This window comes from Pseudarthrobacter sp. TE3704 (assembly GCF_056279405.1).
In genome coordinates this window covers 79,965-101,527 of the sequence record NZ_JBWCCJ010000011.1, presented here as the reverse complement: position 1 = coordinate 101,527, position 21,563 = coordinate 79,965, and the positions used below count along the sequence as shown (strand labels likewise).

16 protein-coding genes are annotated in these 21,563 nt (G+C 61.1%); 6 read left to right on the top strand and 10 right to left on the bottom strand.

Annotated elements, in window-relative coordinates:
- Nucleotides 1–280: 280 nt before the first annotated feature.
- The 4 genes from ACZ9BC_RS21540 to ACZ9BC_RS21525 form a co-directional block, all read right to left on the bottom strand.
- A complete protein-coding gene (locus ACZ9BC_RS21540) occupies nucleotides 281–1,018 on the bottom strand; it encodes an IclR family transcriptional regulator (RefSeq protein ID WP_476247736.1) in 738 nt (245 codons plus the stop codon).
- A gap of 379 nt (nucleotides 1,019–1,397) precedes the next feature.
- Nucleotides 1,398–2,897, bottom strand: a complete 1,500-nt coding sequence (locus ACZ9BC_RS21535; protein WP_476247735.1) for an aldehyde dehydrogenase family protein — start codon at nucleotides 2,895–2,897, stop codon at nucleotides 1,398–1,400.
- Nucleotides 2,898–2,986: 89 nt separating this feature from the next.
- Nucleotides 2,987–3,754 carry an SDR family oxidoreductase gene (locus tag ACZ9BC_RS21530; RefSeq protein ID WP_476247734.1) on the bottom strand — a complete coding sequence of 256 codons (768 nt, stop codon included), beginning with the start codon at nucleotides 3,752–3,754 and terminating at the stop codon, nucleotides 2,987–2,989.
- Nucleotides 3,755–3,840: 86 nt separating this feature from the next.
- On the bottom strand, nucleotides 3,841–5,295 hold the full coding sequence (locus tag ACZ9BC_RS21525) for a sugar porter family MFS transporter (RefSeq protein ID WP_476247733.1): 1,455 nt from the start codon (nucleotides 5,293–5,295) through the stop codon (nucleotides 3,841–3,843).
- 433 nt (nucleotides 5,296–5,728) lie between these two features.
- Here ACZ9BC_RS21525 and ACZ9BC_RS21520 point away from each other — a divergent pair, with 433 nt between their 5' ends.
- Together ACZ9BC_RS21520 and ACZ9BC_RS21515 are read left to right on the top strand one after the other, a co-directional pair.
- Nucleotides 5,729–6,256, top strand: a complete 528-nt coding sequence (locus tag ACZ9BC_RS21520; protein ID WP_476247732.1) for a cupin domain-containing protein — start codon at nucleotides 5,729–5,731, stop codon at nucleotides 6,254–6,256.
- A 34-nt stretch (nucleotides 6,257–6,290) separates the two neighbouring features.
- Complete coding sequence (locus ACZ9BC_RS21515) at nucleotides 6,291–6,782, top strand: cupin domain-containing protein (RefSeq protein ID WP_476247731.1); 492 nt, start codon at nucleotides 6,291–6,293, stop codon at nucleotides 6,780–6,782.
- 93 nt (nucleotides 6,783–6,875) lie between these two features.
- Here the strand turns inward: ACZ9BC_RS21515 and ACZ9BC_RS21510 are convergent, their stop codons facing one another.
- The 3 genes from ACZ9BC_RS21510 to ACZ9BC_RS21500 are packed head-to-tail and all read right to left on the bottom strand — an operon-like array spanning nucleotide 6,876 to nucleotide 10,387.
- A complete protein-coding gene (locus ACZ9BC_RS21510) occupies nucleotides 6,876–7,745 on the bottom strand; it encodes an IclR family transcriptional regulator (protein ID WP_476247730.1) in 870 nt (289 codons plus the stop codon).
- A gap of 45 nt (nucleotides 7,746–7,790) precedes the next feature.
- Nucleotides 7,791–9,290 carry an aldehyde dehydrogenase family protein gene (locus ACZ9BC_RS21505; protein ID WP_476247729.1) on the bottom strand — a complete coding sequence of 500 codons (1,500 nt, stop codon included), beginning with the start codon at nucleotides 9,288–9,290 and terminating at the stop codon, nucleotides 7,791–7,793.
- 32 nt (nucleotides 9,291–9,322) lie between these two features.
- Nucleotides 9,323–10,387: a zinc-dependent alcohol dehydrogenase family protein gene (locus tag ACZ9BC_RS21500; protein ID WP_476247728.1), complete on the bottom strand. Its 1,065-nt coding sequence runs from the start codon at nucleotides 10,385–10,387 to the stop codon at nucleotides 9,323–9,325.
- 526 nt (nucleotides 10,388–10,913) lie between these two features.
- Here ACZ9BC_RS21500 and ACZ9BC_RS21495 point away from each other — a divergent pair.
- Entirely contained in the window at nucleotides 10,914–12,308 is a 1,395-nt protein-coding gene (locus ACZ9BC_RS21495) for an MmgE/PrpD family protein (RefSeq protein ID WP_476247727.1), read from the top strand.
- 172 nt (nucleotides 12,309–12,480) lie between these two features.
- Here ACZ9BC_RS21495 and ACZ9BC_RS21490 read toward each other — a convergent pair whose 3' ends face one another.
- The 3 genes from ACZ9BC_RS21490 to ACZ9BC_RS21480 all read right to left on the bottom strand — a co-directional run bounded on the left by ACZ9BC_RS21490 (nucleotide 12,481) and on the right by ACZ9BC_RS21480 (nucleotide 16,840).
- Nucleotides 12,481–13,764: a substrate-binding domain-containing protein gene (locus ACZ9BC_RS21490; RefSeq protein WP_476247726.1), complete on the bottom strand. Its 1,284-nt coding sequence runs from the start codon at nucleotides 13,762–13,764 to the stop codon at nucleotides 12,481–12,483.
- Between the two features lie 254 nt (nucleotides 13,765–14,018).
- The gene (locus ACZ9BC_RS21485) at nucleotides 14,019–15,302 is read right to left on the bottom strand and encodes a substrate-binding domain-containing protein (protein WP_476247725.1); all 1,284 of its coding nucleotides are present in this window, start codon (nucleotides 15,300–15,302) and stop codon (nucleotides 14,019–14,021) included.
- 251 nt (nucleotides 15,303–15,553) lie between these two features.
- Entirely contained in the window at nucleotides 15,554–16,840 is a 1,287-nt protein-coding gene (locus ACZ9BC_RS21480) for a substrate-binding domain-containing protein (RefSeq protein ID WP_476247724.1), read from the bottom strand.
- Between the two features lie 550 nt (nucleotides 16,841–17,390).
- Between ACZ9BC_RS21480 and ACZ9BC_RS21475 the strand changes: the two genes are divergently transcribed.
- The 3 genes from ACZ9BC_RS21475 to ACZ9BC_RS21465 all read left to right on the top strand — a co-directional run bounded on the left by ACZ9BC_RS21475 (nucleotide 17,391) and on the right by ACZ9BC_RS21465 (nucleotide 21,510).
- Nucleotides 17,391–18,449, top strand: coding sequence for an ABC transporter permease (locus ACZ9BC_RS21475; protein WP_430225961.1), 1,059 nt, complete (start codon nucleotides 17,391–17,393; stop codon nucleotides 18,447–18,449).
- Nucleotides 18,450–18,499: 50 nt separating this feature from the next.
- Nucleotides 18,500–21,028 (top strand): ATP-binding cassette domain-containing protein, encoded by a 2,529-nt coding sequence (locus ACZ9BC_RS21470; RefSeq protein WP_476247723.1) that lies wholly within the window; start codon nucleotides 18,500–18,502, stop codon nucleotides 21,026–21,028.
- Nucleotides 21,029–21,102: 74 nt separating this feature from the next.
- The gene (locus ACZ9BC_RS21465) at nucleotides 21,103–21,510 is read left to right on the top strand and encodes a nuclear transport factor 2 family protein (RefSeq protein WP_476247722.1); all 408 of its coding nucleotides are present in this window, start codon (nucleotides 21,103–21,105) and stop codon (nucleotides 21,508–21,510) included.
- The last annotated feature ends 53 nt before the right edge of the window (nucleotides 21,511–21,563 follow it).

The window sequence follows — 21,563 nt, the reverse complement described above, 5'->3', positions numbered from 1 at the left end:
CATTCATCACCGGCCAAACCATCGCCTGCGACGGCGGCTACACCCACAGCAGCTAACCCCACCCCACACGCCACTCACAGGAGAACCCCAATCATCTTCAGGGTGCTGAATTTGGCTGTTCTTGTACATATCTCGTTCTCATTCGATTCTGCACCACGTGCAGAATCGAATGAGCGCTTCAGTCGCATGCTGGTTCAGGGTCCGTCAACGCGTACGGCAGGCATCAAAATGCCATGACCGAGCGGAGCCGGCGGCGGCGTGGGGCGTTGATGCTTCCGGTTTACGAACTCTGCTGGTTCTCCACCAGGCGTTCGGATATGATCGCTGCCGCCTGCTTGACCGCGAGGACAGCTTGCGGGACCTCGACGTCGCGCCGAGCTTTTTCATCCCATGCGACACCGACGCTGCCCAGGGCTGTCTTTTGTTCGTTGAAGATGGGTGCTGCGAGGCCGTAAACGCCTGGGTTGAATTCTCCCATGGTCAGCAGGTGGCCGTCTTTCTTGATCTCGCCCAAGGTCTTGCGGAAGACGCTCCATGTGCCACCCAGTCCGGCCTCCTCGATTTCGGTGCTGTGGCGGGCGTAGATGGCTTTGAGCCGGTGGTGGGGGAGATGGGCGAGGATGACTTTCGATACTGCCCCTTGGAACAAGGGGCGCCGCTGGCCGCGGCTAAACCGGTTGGCCGGGCTCTGCGGGGCGCGTGCTTCTCCGATGCACAGGACGGAGTCACGGAACGCTGTACACAGAAGGGCCGAGTGCCCGATCTTGTCCACCAGGTCCTCGAGGACGCCGTGGCTGGCCAGGAGCAGGGGGTCCGTCTGGCGGATCTGCAGGTCCATCTCGATGATCCGAGGGCCGAGACTGTAGTACCCGTTGCGCACCGTGGTGAGCAGCCCTGCATCATGAAGGGTCTTGATGTACCGGTACCCCGTTGATCTGGAAGTCTCCAGAGCCTCGATAATGTCCGCTGTTGACCAAACAGGCTCGGCTTCGCTGAACAGCTCCAGGACGTTCAGCATCCTGGCCAGACTGCCAGCGCTGTCTGGAGCCGCAGTAGCCTCCGCAACGCCATCCAATGAACCGCGTCCTCCCATGACGTGACTCCCATCCCTTTCCTTGTGTCACCCGGACAACGGGCGATCAGAGTCCACGTTGGCGGGCTACCAAGCAAGCCGACGCGCCAGCTAACTATTGTTCTAAGAGCTCTTAGACGATCGGCGGCTTATACGACGGGTACCGGTAGTGCTGACCATTATACTGCGTAGCTGCGTGATGCCCGCGGACACGGGGACGGGCGATGCCTGCTGCCGCAAGCGAATTGAGGCAGCAGGCATCGGTAGGCCCGCTTGTATCCGCAAGCCCTATGCATGAACCTGCATCGGTAGGTCCGCCCGGTGCCTACAGCTGCATGTAGACGCTTTTGGTGTAGAGGTAGTTGTCCATGTGCGCGGTGGTGCCTTTGTATCCGTAGCCGCTCATTTTGGTGCCGCTGAATCCGACCAGGGGGTCGATGTAGCCGTAGCAGTTCACCCACATGGTTCCTGTGTGCACGCCGTGGACCACCCGAAGGGCGGTGGAGAGGCTTTGTGACCATACTGCTCCGCCGAGGCCGAAGTCGCTGTCGTTGGCGATGGCGATGGCCTCGTCGATGTCGTCGAAGGGCAGGATCGACAGGACCGGGCCGAAGATCTCTTCGCGGGCGATCCGCATTTGGTTGGTCACGCCACCGAAGACGGTGGGCTGCACGTAGTATCCGTTTCCGAGTTCGTCCCCGAGCCGTTGGCCGCCGTGGAGCAGTTCGGCCCCTTCGTTCTTGCCGATATCGATGTAGGACAGGACAGTGTCCAGTTGCTGTTGGGAGATGACCGGGCCCATGGTGGCGGTGTCGTCGAGGCTGTGGCCGACCCGTTGGGTTTTCATGAAGTCCAGCAGCCGCGTGGTGAACTCATCGACGATGGATCGCTGAACCAGCACCCTGGTCCCGGCGAAACAGATTTGCCCGGAGTTGGCGAAAACGCCCATCGCGGCGCCGGGCACGGCTTTGTCCAAGTCCGCGTCGGCGCAGATGATGTCCGCGGACTTGCCGCCCAGTTCCAGCTGCAGCTTTTTGATGTTCGTTGTGGACGCCTCGATGATGCGCCGGCCAGTCTCGGTCGAACCGGTGAAAGCGATGCGGTCCACGTCGGGGTGGGCGGCCAGCGCGTTGCCGGCATCCCTGCCCGGGCCGGTGACGACGTTGACGACGCCTGCCGGAACGCCGGCTTCGTGGAGGATCTCGGCAACCCGCAGCACTGACAGGGAAGCTTCCGAAGCCGGCTTGAGCACGGTGGTGCAGCCGCTGGCCAGAACAGCGCCAATGATCCAAAACTGGCCGCCGAGCGGGCCGTTCCAGGGGATGATGCCGCCAACCACCCCAACGGGTGCCTTCAACGTCATTGTCGCGACGTTGCCGGGGATGCCGTTCATCAGCGTTTCGCCGGAGATGTTGGTGGCCTGTCCGGCGAAGAATGCCAGCATCTTCATCAGGGCGGGTTTGGAGTTGCGCAGCCTTGAGATCGGCGCGCCCATGTCCAGCGCCTCGATCTGGATCAGTTCCTCGAATCTTTCGTCAAGGACCTGGGCGATGCGCGTCAGCAACCCCTGGCGCTCATAGGGTGTCCAGGTGCTCCATGGGCCCTTGAACGCCTTTCGTGCAGCGAGGACCGCACGGTCGACGTCGGCCTCACCGCCGGCAGCAAACCGTGCCAGGATCTCGCCGGTGGACGGGGTGGTGGTGGTCAGTGTCTTCCCCGACGCCGCCGGGACCCGCTGTCCATCGATAAAGAGGTGGTGCACATCGCGGGACAGGAACTCTTGCGCCTGCTCGCTCAAAGCGAAGTTCTGCTCGGTTACGGTCATGATTTTCCTCTCAGATGACCCTTTGGCATTCCGTCAAACAAAATGAAAACGCCGTGGTGATGGGTTCCGGCCGCCGGCCGGAGGGCATGTCAGATTCCTGCTGTTTGGCCACCGTCGATGACCATTGCATGACCTGTTGCAAATGAACCGAGATCAGAAGAGAGCCAGAGTACGGCCGAAGCGATTTCCTCAGGGCTGCCCATCCTGCCGACAGGTTCCTGACCGATTACGTGGGCCCGGCCTTCCGGGGTGCCGCCGGAAAATCTGTCCATCATCGGTGTTTCGATGATGCCCGGGCAAATAGCATTGACCCTGATGCCCTGCGCGGCGTAGTCGAGAGCCGTTGATTTCGTCAGGCCGATCAGGCCATGCTTTGCGGCGACGTAGGCAGCCTGTCCCCGGATTCCGATGACGCCGGCACCTGATGAGGTGTTGACGATGGAGCCACCGCCGTGTTCAAGCATCGCGGGGATCTGGTACTTCATGCAGAGGAAGGCGCTGCTCAGGTCGATGTTGATGATTCTCGACCACTCGTGCTCGGAGATGTCAACGAGGGGTGCTGCGGGTTGTTCGATACCGGCGTTGTTGAATGCAACATCGAGGCGACCAAACTGTTCAACGGTTTGGTTGATGGCGGCCTGGATGTCACTGGAAGAAGTAACGTCGCATTTCACGGCCAGTACTTTCCCGCCATGCTCGGCGGCGAGTCGAGCGGTCTCGTCATTGCCGGCCGTATCGATGTCGGCCAGCACTACGTTAGCGCCTTCGGTCGCGAAGGCCAGCGCTGTGGCACGGCCGATGCCGCTGCCGGCGCCAGTCACGAAGGCAACTTTTCCGGCGAACCTGGGTTCAGTCATTTTAAGAATCACTTTCTGTTGGTGACGTGGGTGAGCTCGGGCGCCGGCTGATTCGACGGCGGGATCGACAGGAGCGAAAGGGGTGGTTAAGGCGTTGCTACCTCACGGCTGTTAGTAGCCGCGCCGCTGTATCGGTCACGCAGCTCCACCTCCAGCTCTTCCAGAGTGCGTCCTTTGGTCTCCGGGATATAGCGGAACGCGAAGAGCGCCGCCAGCACGTTGAGCACCAGGAATCCGGAGAACACGGCGACAGAGCCGAACTGCTCAGCGAGAATAGGGAAAAGGAACGAGATGAGAGAGTTGGCGATCCATAGCCCACCGAGGGCAGCGCCCATGGCGAACCCGCGGATTGGCAAGGGGAACAGTTCCGAGAGCACGAGGAAGCCCGTGGTTCCCAAGAAGGTCACCATGAACGCCGTCACCAAGAGCATGAACAGCAGGATCAGGTACGAACGCAGGTTCGACTCGGGCAGCAGGTAGGTGAAGAGAAGTCCAAGGTGCGAGGCTGCAACGCCACCGAACCCGAGCAGCATCATTTTGCGACGTCCCATGAGCCCGAGAATCCACATGCCGATTACGGTGAAGACAATCATCGCGATTCCGACGGTCACTGAGGCGAGCAGCGAGGCGGAGCGCGTTAGGCCGGAGTCCTCTAGCACCGTCGGCGCGTAATACATGACGACGTTGATGCCTGTGGTCTGCTGGGCGATTGCCAGGATGATCCCGACAAGGATCAAGCGCTTCATCCAGGGTTCACTGCGGAGGGTTGAGAGGATGGAGACTTTGCCCTCGAGGTGGTCGGCTTTGACGATGTCCGTGATCTGCCTGTATTCGTCTTCGACCCTGTCTGCGAGGTGTGCCCGCTGCAGGGTGCGCTTTGCTTCAGCCCACATCTGCTTGCTCGCGTACCACCGGGGCGTATCCGGCAGGGCAAGCATGCCGAGGAGGAGCCCGATGGCCGGAATAAGAGCAATACCAAGCATGTAGCGCCACACGACGGTGTCGTTGATCAGGTTGGCAAGTACTGCGTTAATAACGAAGGCCAGGAACAGGCCGATGACCAGCATGAGCTGGTTCACCGTGACAATGCGACCGCGCTGCGAGGCCGGTGCCATCTCGGCGAGATACAGCGGAACGACGACGGATGCGACTCCGACGGCATAGCCGAGTGCGATGCGCCCGACGACAAGGATGGCGATGTTCGGCGCCAGAGCACATACGACCGTGCCGATTACGAAGATTGCACCGGCAATAACCAGCGATTTCTTTCGTCCAATCCGGTCAGCAATGGGCCCACCCAGGAGTGCACCTGAGGTTGCACCGGGGAACAGCAGTGAAGTAACGACCAGTCCCTCGGTAACGGGGGTCAGTTGGAAGTCCTCTTGCAGATACACCAATGCTCCTGCGATCACCCCCGTGTCGAAGCCAAATAGCAGACCGCCCAAGCTGGCGATCATGGTTAGCCGGAACAGGAACGTCCTCGGGTCCTCCTGGCCGCCCTTTGCGGTTAGACCCTTTGCGGAGAGTGAGCTGTTAGACACAAGATCTCCTAGCGGCTAGCCGGGCTAAGTGCCCGCGTTCCACGCGGGTTCGATCGACATTGTTCGTTCATGCCTTATTACCTTAGGTTTGGGTGTTCCATGCGCAGCGGCGCGAACACGACGGTGTGTTGAACTGGTCCTTCTCGACCCGGGTCGACCGTTTCGATCAAGATCAGCGGTGTGGGCTGCTAGTGCCCGCCAGCTCAATGAGCCGGACAGGTGGGCTGTGACGGTGCACACAGCTCCATGTAAGAATTGACGATATCCTGTAATCTGGGACATAGTCAATTCCGGAAGGTGCGCGTGACCATGCCAGGCCACTCAGCAGGGGGACCTCAACCCCCAATAGGGCAAGGTGGGCCCTTTGCCGGAAGGTTCGCAAAGCCCTCCTTGCGTTAAAAGAACGAGAACACCTCTGGAAAGGACCATCATCATGGTTGGAGAACATCGAGAATTTCAGTCCCGCCTCATCGTTACCGGGCTCGATTCCGATGGCCGGTCGACGTTTGTCAGCGACAGTCCGACGACTGACCGCCTCGTCGCCGACGGTTATACCCGGAACCACCTGTGGCAGGCGACGGAGGTGCCGACGCCGGTGATGGCACCGAACGGCCCCGGTGACGCCTCCATCATCCCGCCACCTCCAGCGGGGTACAACTACGTAATCACTGCCTTTGCTCCCGACAGCGAATGGGACTACGAAGGGGGCTACGCGCGGATTCTGGCCGAGTCGGGTGCCGGCGACGCAGTTGACCCCACGGACGCCCCTGGCATGCACACAACGGACACGGTCGATATCGTCACCATCATCTCCGGGGAGGCGATTGTATTGCTCGACACGGGCGAGACGACCATGAGGCAGGGTGACACCATCGTTCAACGGGGCACCAAACACGCGTGGCGGAACCGGACTGATAAGCCCTGTGTGGTCTCAGCGGTTCACGTCAGCGTGATTCGCTGACACTCTACGTGCGGCAAACAGAGAGGAAGATCTTATGCAACACGAGAGTTTTGACCTGCTTATGGCCCGTCGAGTAATCGTCGGCCTCAACGACAGCTCAACGTCAACGGTTACCTCTGACGACCGTAACCTCCCCTCCACCCGTCTCCCCAACGGAATTGTGCTGCAGGAGTTGTGGCAGCAGCGGAGTATCCCCGCCAAGCCGAACGATCGACCGGAGCCGGGGTGGACCTTGGGGCCGGCGGCGCCGACGGAAGGAGCGGTTGTTCGGATCCTCACCGTACCGGCAGCGGACGGCAAGGAGCCGGCACGACCGGACCTGCATACCGACCCCTCTTTGCACGTGATAACGATGCTCGACGGTGAACTCGACTTCATACTTGAGGACGGCGAGGTGACGCTGGGCTTCGGGGACTCGATCGTTCTGCGTGGCAGTATGCATGACCTGCGAAACCTGCAGCCCCGACCTGCCACGTTCGTCTACACTTCTTTCCCTCTTGCTGAGGGCGAGTTGAAGCACCCCTGAGGTATAGATTCCTGGCCGCACATAGGGGCCGCCCGTTCCCCCAAGCCAACTGGACGCCTTGGGGGAACGGGTCTTTGCCCGTATTATCGCCGGCTACCTTGAGATGGTCTGCGGCGATGGAAGGGCACTGACCACCGGCGGCCCTTCCGGCTCAAGATGAGTGCTGTTCTCCAGGAGGCGTTTGGATATGGTCGTTGCTGCCTGTTCAACAGCAAGCACTGCCTGCTGGACGTCGACGTCGCGCCGCTCCTTTTCATTCCACGCGACACCCACACTGCCCAGGGCTGTTTTCTGGCCGGTGAGAATTGGTGCTGCGACGCCGCAGACGCCGGGGTTGAACTCTCCTCGGGTCAGGAGGTAGCCGTCTTTTTTGATCACGCCCAAGGTCTTGCGGAAGACGCTCCATGTGCCACCCAGTCCGGCGTCTTCGATTTCGGTCCTGTGGCGGGTGTAGATGGCTTTCAGTCTGTGGTGGGGGAGATGGGCCAGGATTACCTTCGACCCTGCTCCTTGAAACAATGAGCGCCGCTGTCCGCGGTTGAAGCGGTTGGCAGGACTAAGTGGGGCGCGGTACTCTCCGATGCACAGGACCGAGTCACGGAACGCTGTAAGCAGAAGAGCGGAGTGTCCGATCTTGTCCACTAGATCCTCAAGCACGCCTTGGCTTGCCAGGAGAAGTGGGTCGGTCTGGCGAATCCGCAGGTCCATCTCGATGATCCGCGGGCCGAGGCTGTAGTAGCCGTTGCGCACGGCAGTGAGCAGGCCGGCGTCATGCAGGATCTTGATATATCGGTATCCCGTCGAGCGGGAGGTCTCGAGAGCCTCAATGAGGGCAGCTGCAGACCAGACGGGCTTTGTGTCGGTAAACAGCTCCAAAACATTGACCATCCTCGCCAGACTGCCAGTGTTGTCCTGGCTTTCTGCCAACTCGTCGGTACTGGTCAGCAAAACGCTTCCTGCCATGACTGCGTCCTATTCCCCTTTTCGTAGTAGCCCGGCTTGGCGTGGTTAGAGCTGCATGTAGACGCTTTTGGTGTAGAGGTAGTTGTCCATGTGTGCGGTGGTGCCTTTGTATCCGTAGCCGCTCATTTTGGTGCCGCTGAATCCGACCAGGGGGTCGATGTAGCCGTAGCAGTTCACCCACATGGTTCCTGTGTGCACGCCGTGGACCACCCGAAGGGCGGTGGAGAGGCTTTGTGACCATACTGCTCCGCCGAGGCCGAAGTCGCTGTCGTTGGCGATGGCGATGGCCTCGTCGATGTCGTCGAAGGGCAGGATCGACAGGACCGGGCCGAAGATCTCTTCGCGGGCGATCCGCATTTGGTTGGTCACGCCACCGAAGACGGTGGGCTGCACGTAGTATCCGTTTCCGAGTTCGTCCCCGAGCCGTTGGCCGCCGTGAAGCAGTTCGGCCCCTTCGTTCTTGCCGATATCGATGTAGGACAGGACAGTGTCCAACTGGCGCTGGGAGATGACCGGGCCCATCGTGGCCGCGTCGTCCAGGCTGTGCCCGACCCGCTGGGTTTTCATGAAGGCCAGCAGCCGCTTGGCGAACTCATCAACGATGGACCGCTGAACCAGCACCCTGGTCCCGGCATAGCAAACCTGCCCTGAGTTGCCGAAAACGCCCATCGCGGCGCCGGGAACGGCTTTGTCCAGGTCCGCGTCGGCGCAGATGATGTCTGCGGACTTGCCGCCCAGTTCCAGCTGCAGCTTTTTGATATTCGTTGTGGACGCCTCGATGATGCGCCGGCCGGTTTCAGTCGAACCGGTGAAAGCGATGCGGTCCACGTCGGGGTGGGCCGCCAGCGCGCTGCCGGCATCCCTGCCCAACCCAGTGACGACATTGATAACGCCTGCCGGGACGCCGGCCTCGTGCAGGATCTCGGCAACCCGCAAAACCGACAGAAAGGCCTCCTCCGACGGCTTGAGCACGGTGGTGCAGCCGCTGGCCAGAACAGCGCCAATGATCCAAAACTGGCCGCCGAGCGGGCCGTTCCAGGGGATGATGCCGCCAACCACCCCAACGGGTGCCTTCAACGTCATTGTCGCGACGTTGCCGGGGATGCCGTTCATCAGCGTTTCGCCGGAGATGTTGGTGGCCTGTCCGGCGAAGAATGCCAGCATCTTCATCAGGGCGGGTTTGGAGTTGCGCAGCCTTGAGATCGGCGCGCCCATGTCCAGTGCCTCGATCTGGATCAGTTCCTCGAATCTTTCGTCAAGGACCTGGGCGATGCGCGTCAGCAACCCCTGGCGCTCATAGGGTGTCCAGGTGCTCCATGGGCCCTTGAACGCCTTTCGTGCAGCGAGGACCGCACGGTCGACGTCGGCCTCACCGCCGGCAGCAAACCGTGCCAGGATCTCGCCGGTGGACGGGGTGGTGGTGGTCAGTGTCTTCCCCGACGCCGCCGGGACCCGCTGTCCATCGATAAAGAGGTGGTGCACATCGCGGGACAGGAACTCTTGCGCCTGCTCGCTCAAAGCGAAGTTCTGCTCGGTGGCGGTCATGACTTTCCTCTCAGATGACCTTTGGCATTGCGTCAATCAAAAATGAAGACGCCTTTGCCGATCTTGCGTTGATCGAACAGCTCGTAGGCCTGCTCTGCTTCGGCCAAGCGGAACTCGTTCGTGAACAGGGATTCAACGTCCAGGCCTCGTTCGGCGATGAACTGGGCGCAGTCTTCCTGCTGGTTCTTGCTGAACGTGAGTGAGCCGAGCACTGTTTTATGCAAATGGATGAGTTCTTCGCTGTCCAGATCGATTTTGCCGAAGACTCCGACCATGCACGCGGTGCCCCAAGGCCGGACTGCTTGTATCGCTTGCCGGCGTACGGCGGGAATGGCACTGCATTCTATTGATTTGTCCGCCCCTTCACTGCGCCGGGTCAGCTCACGTACAGCGGCAACGGGGTCCTGCTCCAGGGAGTTGACCACGTGGTCCGCTCCGAGTTGCTTGGCCATGTCCAGCCGTGAAGGCTCGACGTCGATGGCGATGACCCTGGCGCCGAAGGCTTTTGCCAGCATAGTGACGCTTAGTCCAACCGGTCCTTGACCAAAGACTGCTACGGTCTCGTCGGCGGAAAGTTCGACCCTCTTGATCGCTGCGAACGCCGTTCCGGTGCCACACGAGATGGCCGCTCCGGTTTTGAACGAGAGATTGCCGGGCAATTTGATGAGCGTGTGCGCAGGAACCTTCATGAAGTCCGCATGCCCGCCATCTCCGTTCAGCCCGCCGTAAACGATGCGCGCATTCGGGCAGTACTGCGTCCAGCCTGAACGGCAGTACTGGCAGGTACGGCACCCGTCGTAGTGATGGACCATGACCCGGTCCCCAACCACGGCCTCGGTAGGCCGTACAGCGTCGCCGACAAGCTCGACAACTCCACAGGGCTCATGCCCTTCAATCACCAACTCACTTCCGGTGCGCAGCGGACCGTGAAGGTGATGAAGATCGCTCCCGCACATACCGGAGGCCTTCATACGGATGACCACTTCATCCGGTCCGGGTACCGGGTCCGGATAATCGCGGATCTCGAGCCTGCCCTCGCCCTGGAAAACAACAGCTTTCACAGTTACTGCCCCTCCCGTCGCGGTTGCGTCGGGCACGGGGCGCTGCCGGACGTGGCTCGGGCAGGGGGAGCGACAGGCAGCAATGCCCGTTCCGGGTTGACACCTGAAATACGCGCGTGGCTGGCTGGGCCGAGAGTGCACGTTTTGCACTGGTTCGATCGACATTGTTCGGTCATGCGTCTTACTACCTTCGGCTTGCTGTTCGATGGGCGCGGCGTGAACACTGGGGGAACGTAGCTCAACTGGCTTCTCACGACCTGGACAAATCGTGTCGATCTGAAGTTGCAAGCGGCTTTTTTAGCGGCGTTAGTTCGCAGCTTTGGCAATGTTGTGCATGGTCCCGTTGTGCGTTTTGATGATATCCTGCATTGTGGGACTTGGTCAATGACTGGCTGTTACTCCTAATTCATCATCGAGGATGAAAAGGGAAGACGCGGGCCAGCCAAATCGTCGACGCGGTCGGCGGTAACAAGAGCGCCTTCCCGGCATCTTGTCCACCACAGCTGCGACCTTGTCTTTCCCATTCCTGCGTTTTTATAGCTTCCAAAACGAAAGGTGTCCCATGCCCTTGCTTTCCAGTGATTTGGTTGAACACTTCGCGGACTTCGTCGCTGAGACTAGTTGCGCAAAAACGCCTCCCGATGCAGTTGAGGCGGCAAAGAAGAGCATCCTGGACACGTTCGGGGTCATCCTTGCCGCGAGTGGAACCGAACCGGCCGTTCGCGGGTTGGTGGAGATTGTCCAAGAGAGCGCCGGTCGGCCTGAATCCTCGATACTCGCTTTCGGCGGCATGGCCCCGGCCATCATGGCTGCATTCGCGAACGGCGCCATGGCGCACTGCCTGGATTACGACGATCAAACCCCCTGGGGCCAGCATTCGTCCAGCTCCATCGTCCCGGCGGCGTTCGCCGTTGCCGAACGCATCGGGGGTGTAACAGGTGAGGACATGATCGCCGCAGTCGCCGCCGGACAGGATATCTTCGCCCGCCTGCGCTGCAATGTTGGATGGAAAAAGGACTGGAATCTTTCACCCGTGATAGGAGTCTTCGCCGCTGTTGCTGCCGCGGGCCACCTGCTGCACCTGACGCGGGAAGAGATGATCAATGCCTTTGGCATCGCTACTATGCAGTCGTCCGGGCTTATGGAGCTTGTCGCCGGAACGGGCGGTAATGTCCGCGGAATGTATGCGGGGTTCTCAGCTAAAGGTGCCGTTCTCGCTGTACTGCTCGCCCAGAAAGGCGTGACCGGTGTCCCGACCGTCTTCGAGGGCCAATATGGATTCTTTAACACCTACTTCGACGGCCGATACGATCGCGAAGCCATCCTCGAGGGCTTGGGGAAAGACTTCAAAGGCAGCGGAACCCTGTATAAGCTCTGGCCTACCGTGGGCACAGCCCATAGCCACATCCACGCCACTATTGAGCTGTTGAACGAGAACAACCTTCTGCTCGACGACGTTAGGGAAATCCGTCTCTACGTCGGCGACTATCACGATCTGATGTGTCGGCCGCTGGGGGAGAGGCGCGCTCCGGCAACGCTGGTGGACGCCAAGTTCAGCCTTCCCTTCCTGGTGGCCGTAGCGGCCGTTCATCGGGGCGTGCAGGTGTCACATTTCACTGAAGAAGCGCTGAAAGATCCCAGAGTCCTGGCCGTGGCACAGAAAATTGTCCCCATCGACGACGCAAGTCTTGACTGGAAGCTTGAGCTGCCTCCAGGTCGCGTAGAGCTCGAAATGACCGACGGCAGGAAATTCCACAAGGTGGGGACTGGTGTCCCCGGCAACCCGGAAGCCCCGTTGGACTGGCAGGCCATTACGAAGAAGTTCAAAGACTGTGCAACTGCCTCTGTCACGCGCCCGACAGCCGATCAGCTCGCCGCCGCAGAACGCATCGCGCGAAATCTTGAGACTGTTCCCGATGCCGTTGAATTGGTACGCGCGCTGGCCCCCCGTGGCTAGCCCTTTCTATTTCCAAAGGCAGCACCCCGGGTCCAATGGACCCGGGGTGCTGCCTTTTTTCTTGATCAGGTTCAAGGACGGCCAGCCGTCCCGTGGACACCGCTTAGTTTGCGATTGCACGAGCCGCGGGTCCGGAAGGGTGGGACCCGCGGCTTTGTTAAACTGAACCTGCTTACGGTGCTGCCAACGCGATATTCATATGCTCAGGGGTGAGCAGACTTGAAACAGGGACGCTGGAGGGGATGTCCGGGCTGTTGGTATCAAGCACCGAATCGCTTGAAACGGTTGGAACCCGCACAGGCACCTGGGCGGGAACGTCGCGGCCTTCCCTGATCTTGATCCCGGCGGTGACGCCAAACCGACCAAACCAGACGTGGCTGCTCGCGAGCCAGGACTTGGGCGTGATTCCAGCGTCCTTTGCCTGCTGAATCATGGTGAGCCAGGAGTGGTTCATCACGTCGCTCAGGAAGGCTGGAGGTGTCTTGCGATCGTCGATATAGGGCTTCAGGAAGTCATCAGTCGTGTAGTCGTAGATGATAGCCGCAGGCTCCTGTCCCGAGGCCAGAAGGGCGTTCGCAGCCTGCGCTGCGCCTTGAGCTGTCCATTGCGTAAAGCCCTCCGTGGTTTGGGTCCAGCCGGCACCGTCGAGAACCTTCTTCAAGCAGGGCTGCCATTCCGCGGCGTTGCTGTTGCCGGGTATGCCGGTATACAGCGCGTAGGACTTGTCATTCCCGAGCTCATCGACCAAGGCCTGGGCGCCTTCCGTGTAGAGCTCGCAAAGGGCCAACGGGACCTGGGCAGACACGGACGACGCTGCGTCACCTGGTAGAGGTGTGTTTACCGTGACAACGGTGATCCCTGCCTGCTTTGCCTGCTGCAGGGCGGACGCGATGGCTCCGCCAAAGACAGGGTCGGTCACGATGATGTCGACCTTCTGGGCGATAAGGCTCCGCAGGTTCGCCAGAACCGCCGCCACGTCACCGTTGGCGTTGTTGTAGACGATCCTCTTGACCTGCGGATAGGCCAACGCCTGTGCCGTGGCTTCGCCACGGAAAATGTTGCCCCACGCGTTGCTGCTCTGCATTGCCAGGGCAACAGTCAGGGAGCCGCGCCCGGTGTCGCAGGAACCCTGTTGCAGGCAGGTTTTGAACAGTTCATTCTGCTCGGGTGTCAGCGGCTTCGAGGCAGCTGCCATGGCGTCGGCCACTACCGGATCCAGATCGGAAACGGGGATGTCGGTCAGAAAGGTCTTCTTGATCGTGGCCGCGAGGGCCTGCTGGTCCACACTCTCTGCAGTGATGTCCTCGCCGGAAGCCGTCGCAGGCGCGTTTGCACCGTCGGAGGACCCGGTCGTGGAGCATGCTGCCAGCGACGCTGCCAGCACGAACGCTGACAGTAGCTGTAGAACCGACCGGTTCTTGGGTGGCCCTGAGCGGGCCGGGGATGCCATTTTCATTGGTGTGACTCCTCAATGGATGGGGGTAGCGGCGCACACCGTTCTCCTTTGATGTGGGCGGCCATAACAAGCTGGACACGGGCAGTGCCGGGTAGTGCCTAAGCAATAGGTAGTGACTCAGCACCTGGTGCAAATCCGCTTCTGCGAGCTCAGCGGCGTGCGTTCTCTGCTGTGCAGGAAGCGCAGTGCGCTGCTTCCCAAGAGCCGCGGGTCCCGGAAGGTGAGACCCGCGGCTTGTGAGGGCGATCCCGTGTCTACGGTGCTGCCAGTGCGAGGTTCATCTGCTCGGGCGTGAGCAGGCTGGAAGCAGGAACACGGGAGGGGATTTCCGGGCTGTTGGTGTCCATGACCGAATCGGTTGTGACAACCGGTACCCGGACGGGCACCTCAGCGGGAACCTGATGGCCCTCCCTGATTTTGATTCCGGCCGTTACGCCGAACCGGGGGAACCAGACATGGCTGCTTGCGAGCCAGGACTTCGGATTGATTCCGGCGTCCTTCGCCTGCTGAACAGTTGTGAACCACGAGTGGGTCATCACGTCGCTCAGGAAGGCCGGGGGTGTCTTGCGGTCGGCGATGTAGGGCTTCAAGAAGTCATCGGTCGTGTCGTCATAGATGATGGCGTCAGGCTGTTGACCCGATGCGAGAAGGGCGTTGGCGGCCTGCGCTGCGCCTTGTGCTGTCCATTGCGTGAAGCCCTCCGTGATTTGGGTCCAGCCGGCGTCTTCGAGGACCTTCTTTGCGCACGGCTGCCATGCTGCTGCGTTGCTGTTGCCCGGGATGCCGGTGTAGAGGGCGAAGGTCTTGCCGTTTCCAAGCTCATCTACCAAGGTCTGGGCGCCTTCGGTGTACAGGTCGCAGAGCGCCAGCGGGACCTGCGCAGACACGGAAGACGCTACATCCCCGGGAAGAGGGGTGTTGTATGTGACAACGGTCACCCCTGCCTGCTTCGCCTGCTGCAGCGCGGATGCGATGGCTCCACCGAAGACCGGGTCGGTCACGATGATGTCGACCTTCTGTGCCACCAGGCTTCTCAGGTTCGCCAGCACTGCCGCGACGTCGCCGTTGGCGTTGTTGTACACGATTTTTTTCACTTGCGGGTACGCGAGTGCCTGGGCGGTGGCTTCGCCACGCATGATGCTGGCGAAGGAGTTGCTGTTCTCGAGTGCGATGGCAACGGTGAGGGAGCCGCGTCCGGTGTCGCAGGAACTCTGCTGCAGGCAGGTTTTGAACAGTTCGTTCTGCTCGGGTGTCAGTGGCTTTGAGGCTGCTGCCATGGCGTCGGCCACTACCGGGTCCAGGTCGGAAACGGGGATGTCGGTTAGGAAGGTCTTCTTGATCGTGGCCGCAAGAGCCTGCTGGTCGACACTCTCTGCGGTGATGTCCTCGCCGGAAGCGGTCGCAGGCGCGTTTGAACCGCCAGAGGACCCTGTCGTCGAGCAGGCTGCCAAGGACCCTGCCAGCACGAACGCTGACAGCAGCTGTAGAACCGGTCGGTTCTTGAAAGGCCTTGTGCGGGCCGGGGATGCCTTTTTCATTGTTGTGACTCCTCATGGATGGGTTGGGGCGCCCACGGCTCTTCTTTGATGTGGGCACCTGTGGACAAGCTGTGACATACGGGCAGGCTCAGGAGAGCCTGGGCAAGGCAGTGATAGAGCCTCTGGGGCATTCCGCGTAGTGCGAGCTCAGCGGCGTGTTTTGTCTGCTGCGGAGGAAGCGCCATGCGCTGCTTCCCAAGAGCCGGGGATTCCGGATGATGGGACCCGCGGCTTTGTGAGGACCGTCCTGCTTACGGTGCTGCCAGCGCGAGTTTCATTTGCTCGGGTGTGAGCAGGGTGGAAACGGGGACATTTGAGGGGATGTCCGCGCTGTTCGTCTCGAGCACTGAGCCAGTTTCGACGGTGGGCACGCGCACGGGGACCTCGGCGGGAATTTGCTGGCCTTCCTTGATCTTGACACCGGCGGTGACTCCGAAGCGGCCGAACCAGACATGGCTGCTGGCGAGCCAGGAGGTCACATTGGTACCGGCTTGCTTGGCCTGCTGAACAAGTGAAAGCCAGGAGTAGTTCATGACGTCGCTCAAGAACGCTGGAGGCGTCCTGCCCTCGTCGATGTAGGGCTTCGCGAAGTCGTCGGTGGTGTAGTCATAGATGATCGCTGCTGGCTCCTGGCCGGAGGCCAGGAGTGCGTTCGCCGCTTGCGCTGCGCCCTGAGGGGTCCACTGTGTGAAACCCTCGGTGACCTGGGTCCAGCCGGCACCGTCAAGGACCTTTTTTGCGCACGGCTGCCATGCAGCAGCGCTGCTGTTGCCGGGGATGCCGGTGTACAGGGCGTACGATTTGTCGTTCCCCAGTTCCTTTACCAAGGCTTGGGCGCCCTCGGTGTAGAGGTCACAGAGCGACAGCGGGACCTGAGCGGACACGGACGACGCCGCGTCGTCCGGGAGTTCGCTGTTGACCGTGACGACCGTGATTCCTGCCTGCTTGGCCTGCTGAAGCGCGGACGCGATCGCGCCGCCGAAAACCGGGTCGGTCACGATGATGTCAACTCTCTGCGCGATCAGGCTCCGCAGGTTCGCCAGCACCGCCGCCACGTCACCGTTGGCGTTGTTGTATACGATCCTCTTGACCTGCGGATAGGCCAAAGCCTGCGCCGTGGCTTCACCGCGGAAGACGCTAACCCAGGGATTGGCGTTCTGCATCGCCAAGGCCACGGTGAGGGACCCGCGGCCGGTGTCGCAGGACCCCTGCTGGAGGCAGGTCTTGAACAATTCATTCTGCTCCTGGGTAAACGACCGGGAAGCGGCGGCCATGGCATCGGCCACAACGGGGTCCAGGTCGGAAACGGGGATGTCCGTGAGGAAGGTCTTCTTGATCGTGGCCGCGAGGGCCTGCTGGTCCACGCTCTCTGCGGTGATGTCGTCGCCGGACGCGGCCCCGCTGGTACCCGAGCCGCCTGACGGGCCCGTCGTCGTCGAGCAGCCAGCCAGCAAGGCCGCCAGCAGAAATGCTGCCAGCAGCTGAAGAACCGGGCGGTTCTTATTGGGCCCTGTGCGGGCCCGGGATGCCATTCTCATGGAAGTAACTCCTCATTGGGATGTTTAGTGGCGCGCATGGCTCTCCTTTGATACCGGCGCCCAAGAAATAGCCAGCTGGGACATATGGCAAAAGCATGAACCCCCGCCGAAGGTGACGAAGCATGAAGAGCCTCCCTGGAATGGCGAGAAGTCAGCTTTTGGCGTCATCTCCCTGTCGACAGGAACTCGTTTGTGTCCTTGCTCACGCTTGAACAATATCTCGTAATGTGGGATAGTGTCAATCATCGGGATCGGCTCCTGCGCGGATAAAGCGAACGGGCCGGGAGCCGTTATCCCTGGTTTCGCTGGGGATCGGATGGATAGCTCAGAGGCGGGAGTACCTTGCCCGCTCATCGGCGGGGAAGACTCCCGCCTTGAGCATGAGTTAAACCACTTGTGACATACAACACGTTCGCGCTATGTGGAGGAAAGTGCAGTCAATTTGCGCGAACCAATCCTTCGGTCGCTCTGGCCGAAACTTCAGTGAAGCAATGTTGCTTCTGACCCGGAGGTTCAAAGAAGTGTTGAAAACCCTGCGGAGGAATCCGCGATGACTACCGATGTGACAAGAAACGGCCCGACTTATATTCCGCCGGCTGCCTCCCAAAACCGGCTGACGGATTTGAAGTATCGCTTTCCCGCCCGGTATCTAGCCAGCTGGGGCGCGCTGCTCCTGCTGCTGCTTTTCGCAGTGGTAATTGCCCCCGCCAGCCTGGGCGGCAATTCAGTACGGGTCGTCAGTGCCCTGGCGGGTGTCCTCGCTTTGGCAGCGATGGGTCAGATGCTCGTGGTGATGTTGGGCGCAATCGATCTCTCGGTCTCTGCTGTGGTTGCTGCCTCGGCCGGGGTAGTAGTTCACTACGGTGTGCCGGGAGCGAACCTGTGGCTCGTTATTCCCGCAGCCCTTGTGCTGTCCATGGTGATAGGTATCGTCAACGGCTTCTTTATCTGCGTTCTTCGACTCAACTCGATCATCGTGACACTGGCTACGTACGGAATTGTCACGGGAGGGATGCTTCTGTGGACCGGGGTGTCCTTCTCGCTGACTGGGGAAGCACCGGAGCAGCTGCAGCAAGTAGCCCAGTGGTCCCTTCTAAACATCAACATGTGCTTCATGGCCGCGCTTATCGTCGGCTTGATCCTTGCGGCGGTTCTCTCCTACACCCGTGCCGGGCGCAGGGTCGCTCAGGTCGGATCGAATCCTCGGGCAGCGAACGCCCTGGGGGTCCGGGTCACCCTGGTACAGATGAGCACGTTCGCCGCCGTCGGCCTCCTCTACGGTATCGCCGGGGTACTGGTCGCCGGGTTCATCGGAACCCCGGACATCTCCATCGGCGCGCCCTACCAACTGGCGACGGTGACGGCCGTGGCTATCGCCGGACTCACCTTCAGTGGCGGCCCAACCAGTCTCGCGAGCCTGCTCGTATCCTGTGTCTTCCTGCAGCTGCTCGATCAGGCGCTGGTTGTGGCCGGGTTCCCCACGGGCGCGCGAATCATGATCCAGGGCTTCACCCTTGTCGTCGCAGTGGCGGCAATAACCATCAGCCAATACGGCGTCGCCGGAATTCGGCGAATCGCAGCGCTGCAGCTGGGAAGGCCACTGAAATGACGAGTCAACTCACGCCGCCGCCGTCGCGAAGGACCAAAGGAGAACACGTAGTGGAGAAGATTGTGGACGTTGGGGCTACACGAGCCGGCTCGGTGCCCGGGGAGGCTGGCTCCAAGGAGCCAGCCGTCGTCCTGGCCGGGGTGTCCAAGTCGTATCCGGGTGTGAAGGCGCTGACGGACGTCAATTTTGACTGCCGGCCGGGGGAAGTCCACGCGCTTGTGGGCGAAAACGGTTCCGGAAAGTCCACCCTCATCAAGATCGCCTCGGGTGTACTGACGCACGACACCGGCGAAGTCACGATCGGCGGCGAGCCGCTGGCCGGGGGGTCAGTGAAGCGCGCCCGCAAGCTAGGGCTCATGACCGCTTACCAGGACACATCCCTGGTTGAGGAACTCACCGTCGCCGAGAACATTGCGCTCTCATTCAACGCGATCGGCGAGCCCCGCCCGGCGGATCTGGACCGCCTTCTTGCCCGTTACGACCTGCCGTTCAAACCCACCGACCTTGTTGGCGCACTGGGCCCGGGGGCCCGTCAGCTCCTCGAAGTCGCGAGGGCCATGAGTCACCAGCCACGGGTCCTGATGCTCGACGAACCGACAGCAGCCCTCGACATGCAGTACGCAGCGCATCTGGAGGAGCTGATTCGGCAGTCCCGTGACGAAGGAGTGGCGATTGTCTATGTCAGCCACCGCCTTGAAGAGGTTCGCCGCCTCGCCGACAGGCTCACCGTCCTCCGCGACGGCGTAATCCAGGGCACCTGGAGTGGCAGGAGCTGGGAAGTGGATGAGATAGTCGAGGTCATGGTCGGCGCCCCGACGGACCTCGAGTTCCCGACGCGAACGCCGTCCAAGGCGCAGGGCAACAGGCTCGAGGTTCGAGACCTGGCCGGGCACGGATACGGTCCTGTGTCGATCAGCGTTCGTCCAGGCGAGATCGTCGGCGTCGCTGGCGCAGAGGGCAACGGACAGAGAGCCCTCCTGCGGGGCCTTATCGGCGAAAAGCGCACCTCGGGAGAGATCCTGGTGGACGGCAAACCCGTTGGACGGGGCGGTCCATCGGCGGCTTTAGATGCCGGCATCAGTTTCCAAAGCGGAGATCGCGCCGTGGAGTCGGTCTACAGCGAGCTCTCCGTGATGGAAAACGCTACTGCCCAGCTGGGTCCTGAAAGCGGTCCCTTCGGTCTCGCCTTGCCAGGCCGCTTGCGGGAGGCTTTCGGTAAGGTTTCGAAGCAGCTCGGCATCGTGGCCGCATCGCCCTATCAGCCCATCAGCGGCCTTTCCGGGGGTAATCAGCAGAAAGCAGTCCTGGCCAGGCCTGCTCTGCGGCCCCCCAAGGTCCTGATCGTCGATGAACCGACTCAAGGTGTCGACGCGCGGGCCCGCATGGACATCTACCGCGTTCTGTCCAGTGCAGCCGAGGAAGGAATGGCCGTACTCGTAAATTCCTCAGACTCTGCTGAACTGGCAGGGCTGTGCGACAGGGTTTACGTTATGTCACGGGGCAAGGTGGTCCAGGAGATTGCCAGTCCGATGACGGAGTCCGCCATCGTCCGTGGCTTTGTCAGTGCAGCTGACGTCGACCAAAGCCACGTCGATCAAGTGCCAAGCGACGCGGGGTTCTTGTCCCGACTCATCGCGCGCGCCACTTCAAATTTCCCCATAGTTGTTCTGTTGCTGCTGACGGCGATTGTGGCGGGGTACGCAGGCAGCCAGTCGCCCTTCTTCTGGACCTGGCCCAACCTGGCGAACATGCTGATCATTGCCCTGCCCTTGGCCTTCGTCGCCCTCGGGCAGCAGTTCACCATGCTTTCGAGAGGCTTCGACCTCTCTATCGGATCAACAATAAGTCTTACCGTAGTCCTAGTCTCTATGACGCTACCGGACTTAAGTCCCGCGTCGCTGGCGGCAACGATTCCATTGCTCCTCCTCGTCGCGGCGGCCATCGGCGGATTCAACGCGGTACTGATTGGTTGGCTCAAGATCAACGCAGTCGTTGCCACTATTGCCACTATGGGCATTGTCCAGGGCATCGCGATCATCCTGCGGCCGGCCCCGGGCGGTGTCATTGCGCCTGACCTCGGAACAGCGGTCAGCCTCGGAGTTGCCTTCCTGCCGGCACCCTTTATCGGCCTGATTGTGCTGACGATCGCACTGGAGCTTTGGCTCTTCCGCAGCCGGACAGGGCTGGCAGTGCGAGCTGCCGGGTTCAATCCCGAATCAAGCCGAAGGATCGGCCGGCAGGTCGGCGTCATTCGGGCCGTCGGACTTCTCGTGTGCGCTCTCGGGGCGGTAGTCGGAGGCGTGCTCCTGGCATCGCAGACAGGGATCGGCTCCAACGCCGTAGGTGCTACCTACTCCCTCCCTGCGTTCGCCGCAGTGTTCCTGGGAGGGGCAGTTATGACCGGTGGCAGGGGCTCCTTCGTCGGCGCCCTTCTGGGTGCCGTGTTCCTCTCGCTGCTCGACAATGTCACTCCGCTGCTGAACATTCCGAACGCGACCGAGCAAGTCATTTATGGCATTATCCTGCTCGTTGCAGTGTCGGGTTACACGGTGGCCCAGCGGGTACGGGCCCGTAAATGAGTCGGTAACGAGCGGAGCCAGCTCATTTTGATCCACCTCTTCCAACAAACCTGCTGACCAGAAGGAGTCCGATCTTGCGCGCAAGACAGGAAATCGTTGACCTGCTGACCGAGTACTACGCCGAAATGGAGACTAACGACCCCCACCGGTACGGGAAGTACTTCGCAGACGACATAACTTTGACCTTCGCTCCCGCACCGACGATCACCGGTCGCGATGCGGCGCTCACCGCGATGTCGGGCCTGCTGGGCCGGGTGCAATCACTGCACCACGATTTGGTCAATGTGTGGGAGGAAGATGAAGGCGTCGTGATCTTCGAGTCCCTGGGGGTCTGGCGCCTCCACGACGGGAGGAGCGTGTCCATCAAGGCGTGTTCGGTCTTCACGGTGCAAGAAGGCAAGTTCACGGATCAGCGCATCTATGTCGACAATTCGCCCCTCTTCGCGCTGCTCGATGAACCGGTAGCGGCCCGCCAGTCGTAGCGACGGACCGCTCCGTCTCTACCCGCATGCCGGTAGAACCATAGCCACCCCTA

Excerpts from the sequence above, each read along its gene's own strand:
- ACZ9BC_RS21540 (WP_476247736.1), bottom strand. The coding sequence starts at position 1,018 with ATGCTGAACGTCCTGGAGCTGTTCAGCGAAGCCGAGCCTGTTTGGTCA.
- ACZ9BC_RS21535 (WP_476247735.1), bottom strand. The coding sequence starts at position 2,897 with ATGACCGTAACCGAGCAGAACTTCGCTTTGAGCGAGCAGGCGCAAGAG.
- ACZ9BC_RS21530 (WP_476247734.1), bottom strand. The coding sequence starts at position 3,754 with ATGACTGAACCCAGGTTCGCCGGAAAAGTTGCCTTCGTGACTGGCGCC.
- ACZ9BC_RS21520 (WP_476247732.1), top strand. The coding sequence starts at position 5,729 with ATGGTTGGAGAACATCGAGAATTTCAGTCCCGCCTCATCGTTACCGGG.
- ACZ9BC_RS21515 (WP_476247731.1), top strand. The coding sequence starts at position 6,291 with ATGCAACACGAGAGTTTTGACCTGCTTATGGCCCGTCGAGTAATCGTC.
- ACZ9BC_RS21510 (WP_476247730.1), bottom strand. The coding sequence starts at position 7,745 with ATGGCAGGAAGCGTTTTGCTGACCAGTACCGACGAGTTGGCAGAAAGC.
- ACZ9BC_RS21505 (WP_476247729.1), bottom strand. The coding sequence starts at position 9,290 with ATGACCGCCACCGAGCAGAACTTCGCTTTGAGCGAGCAGGCGCAAGAG.
- ACZ9BC_RS21495 (WP_476247727.1), top strand. The coding sequence starts at position 10,914 with ATGCCCTTGCTTTCCAGTGATTTGGTTGAACACTTCGCGGACTTCGTC.
- ACZ9BC_RS21490 (WP_476247726.1), bottom strand. The coding sequence starts at position 13,764 with ATGAAAATGGCATCCCCGGCCCGCTCAGGGCCACCCAAGAACCGGTCG.
- ACZ9BC_RS21485 (WP_476247725.1), bottom strand. The coding sequence starts at position 15,302 with ATGAAAAAGGCATCCCCGGCCCGCACAAGGCCTTTCAAGAACCGACCG.
- ACZ9BC_RS21480 (WP_476247724.1), bottom strand. The coding sequence starts at position 16,840 with ATGAGAATGGCATCCCGGGCCCGCACAGGGCCCAATAAGAACCGCCCG.
- ACZ9BC_RS21475 (WP_430225961.1), top strand. The coding sequence starts at position 17,391 with ATGACTACCGATGTGACAAGAAACGGCCCGACTTATATTCCGCCGGCT.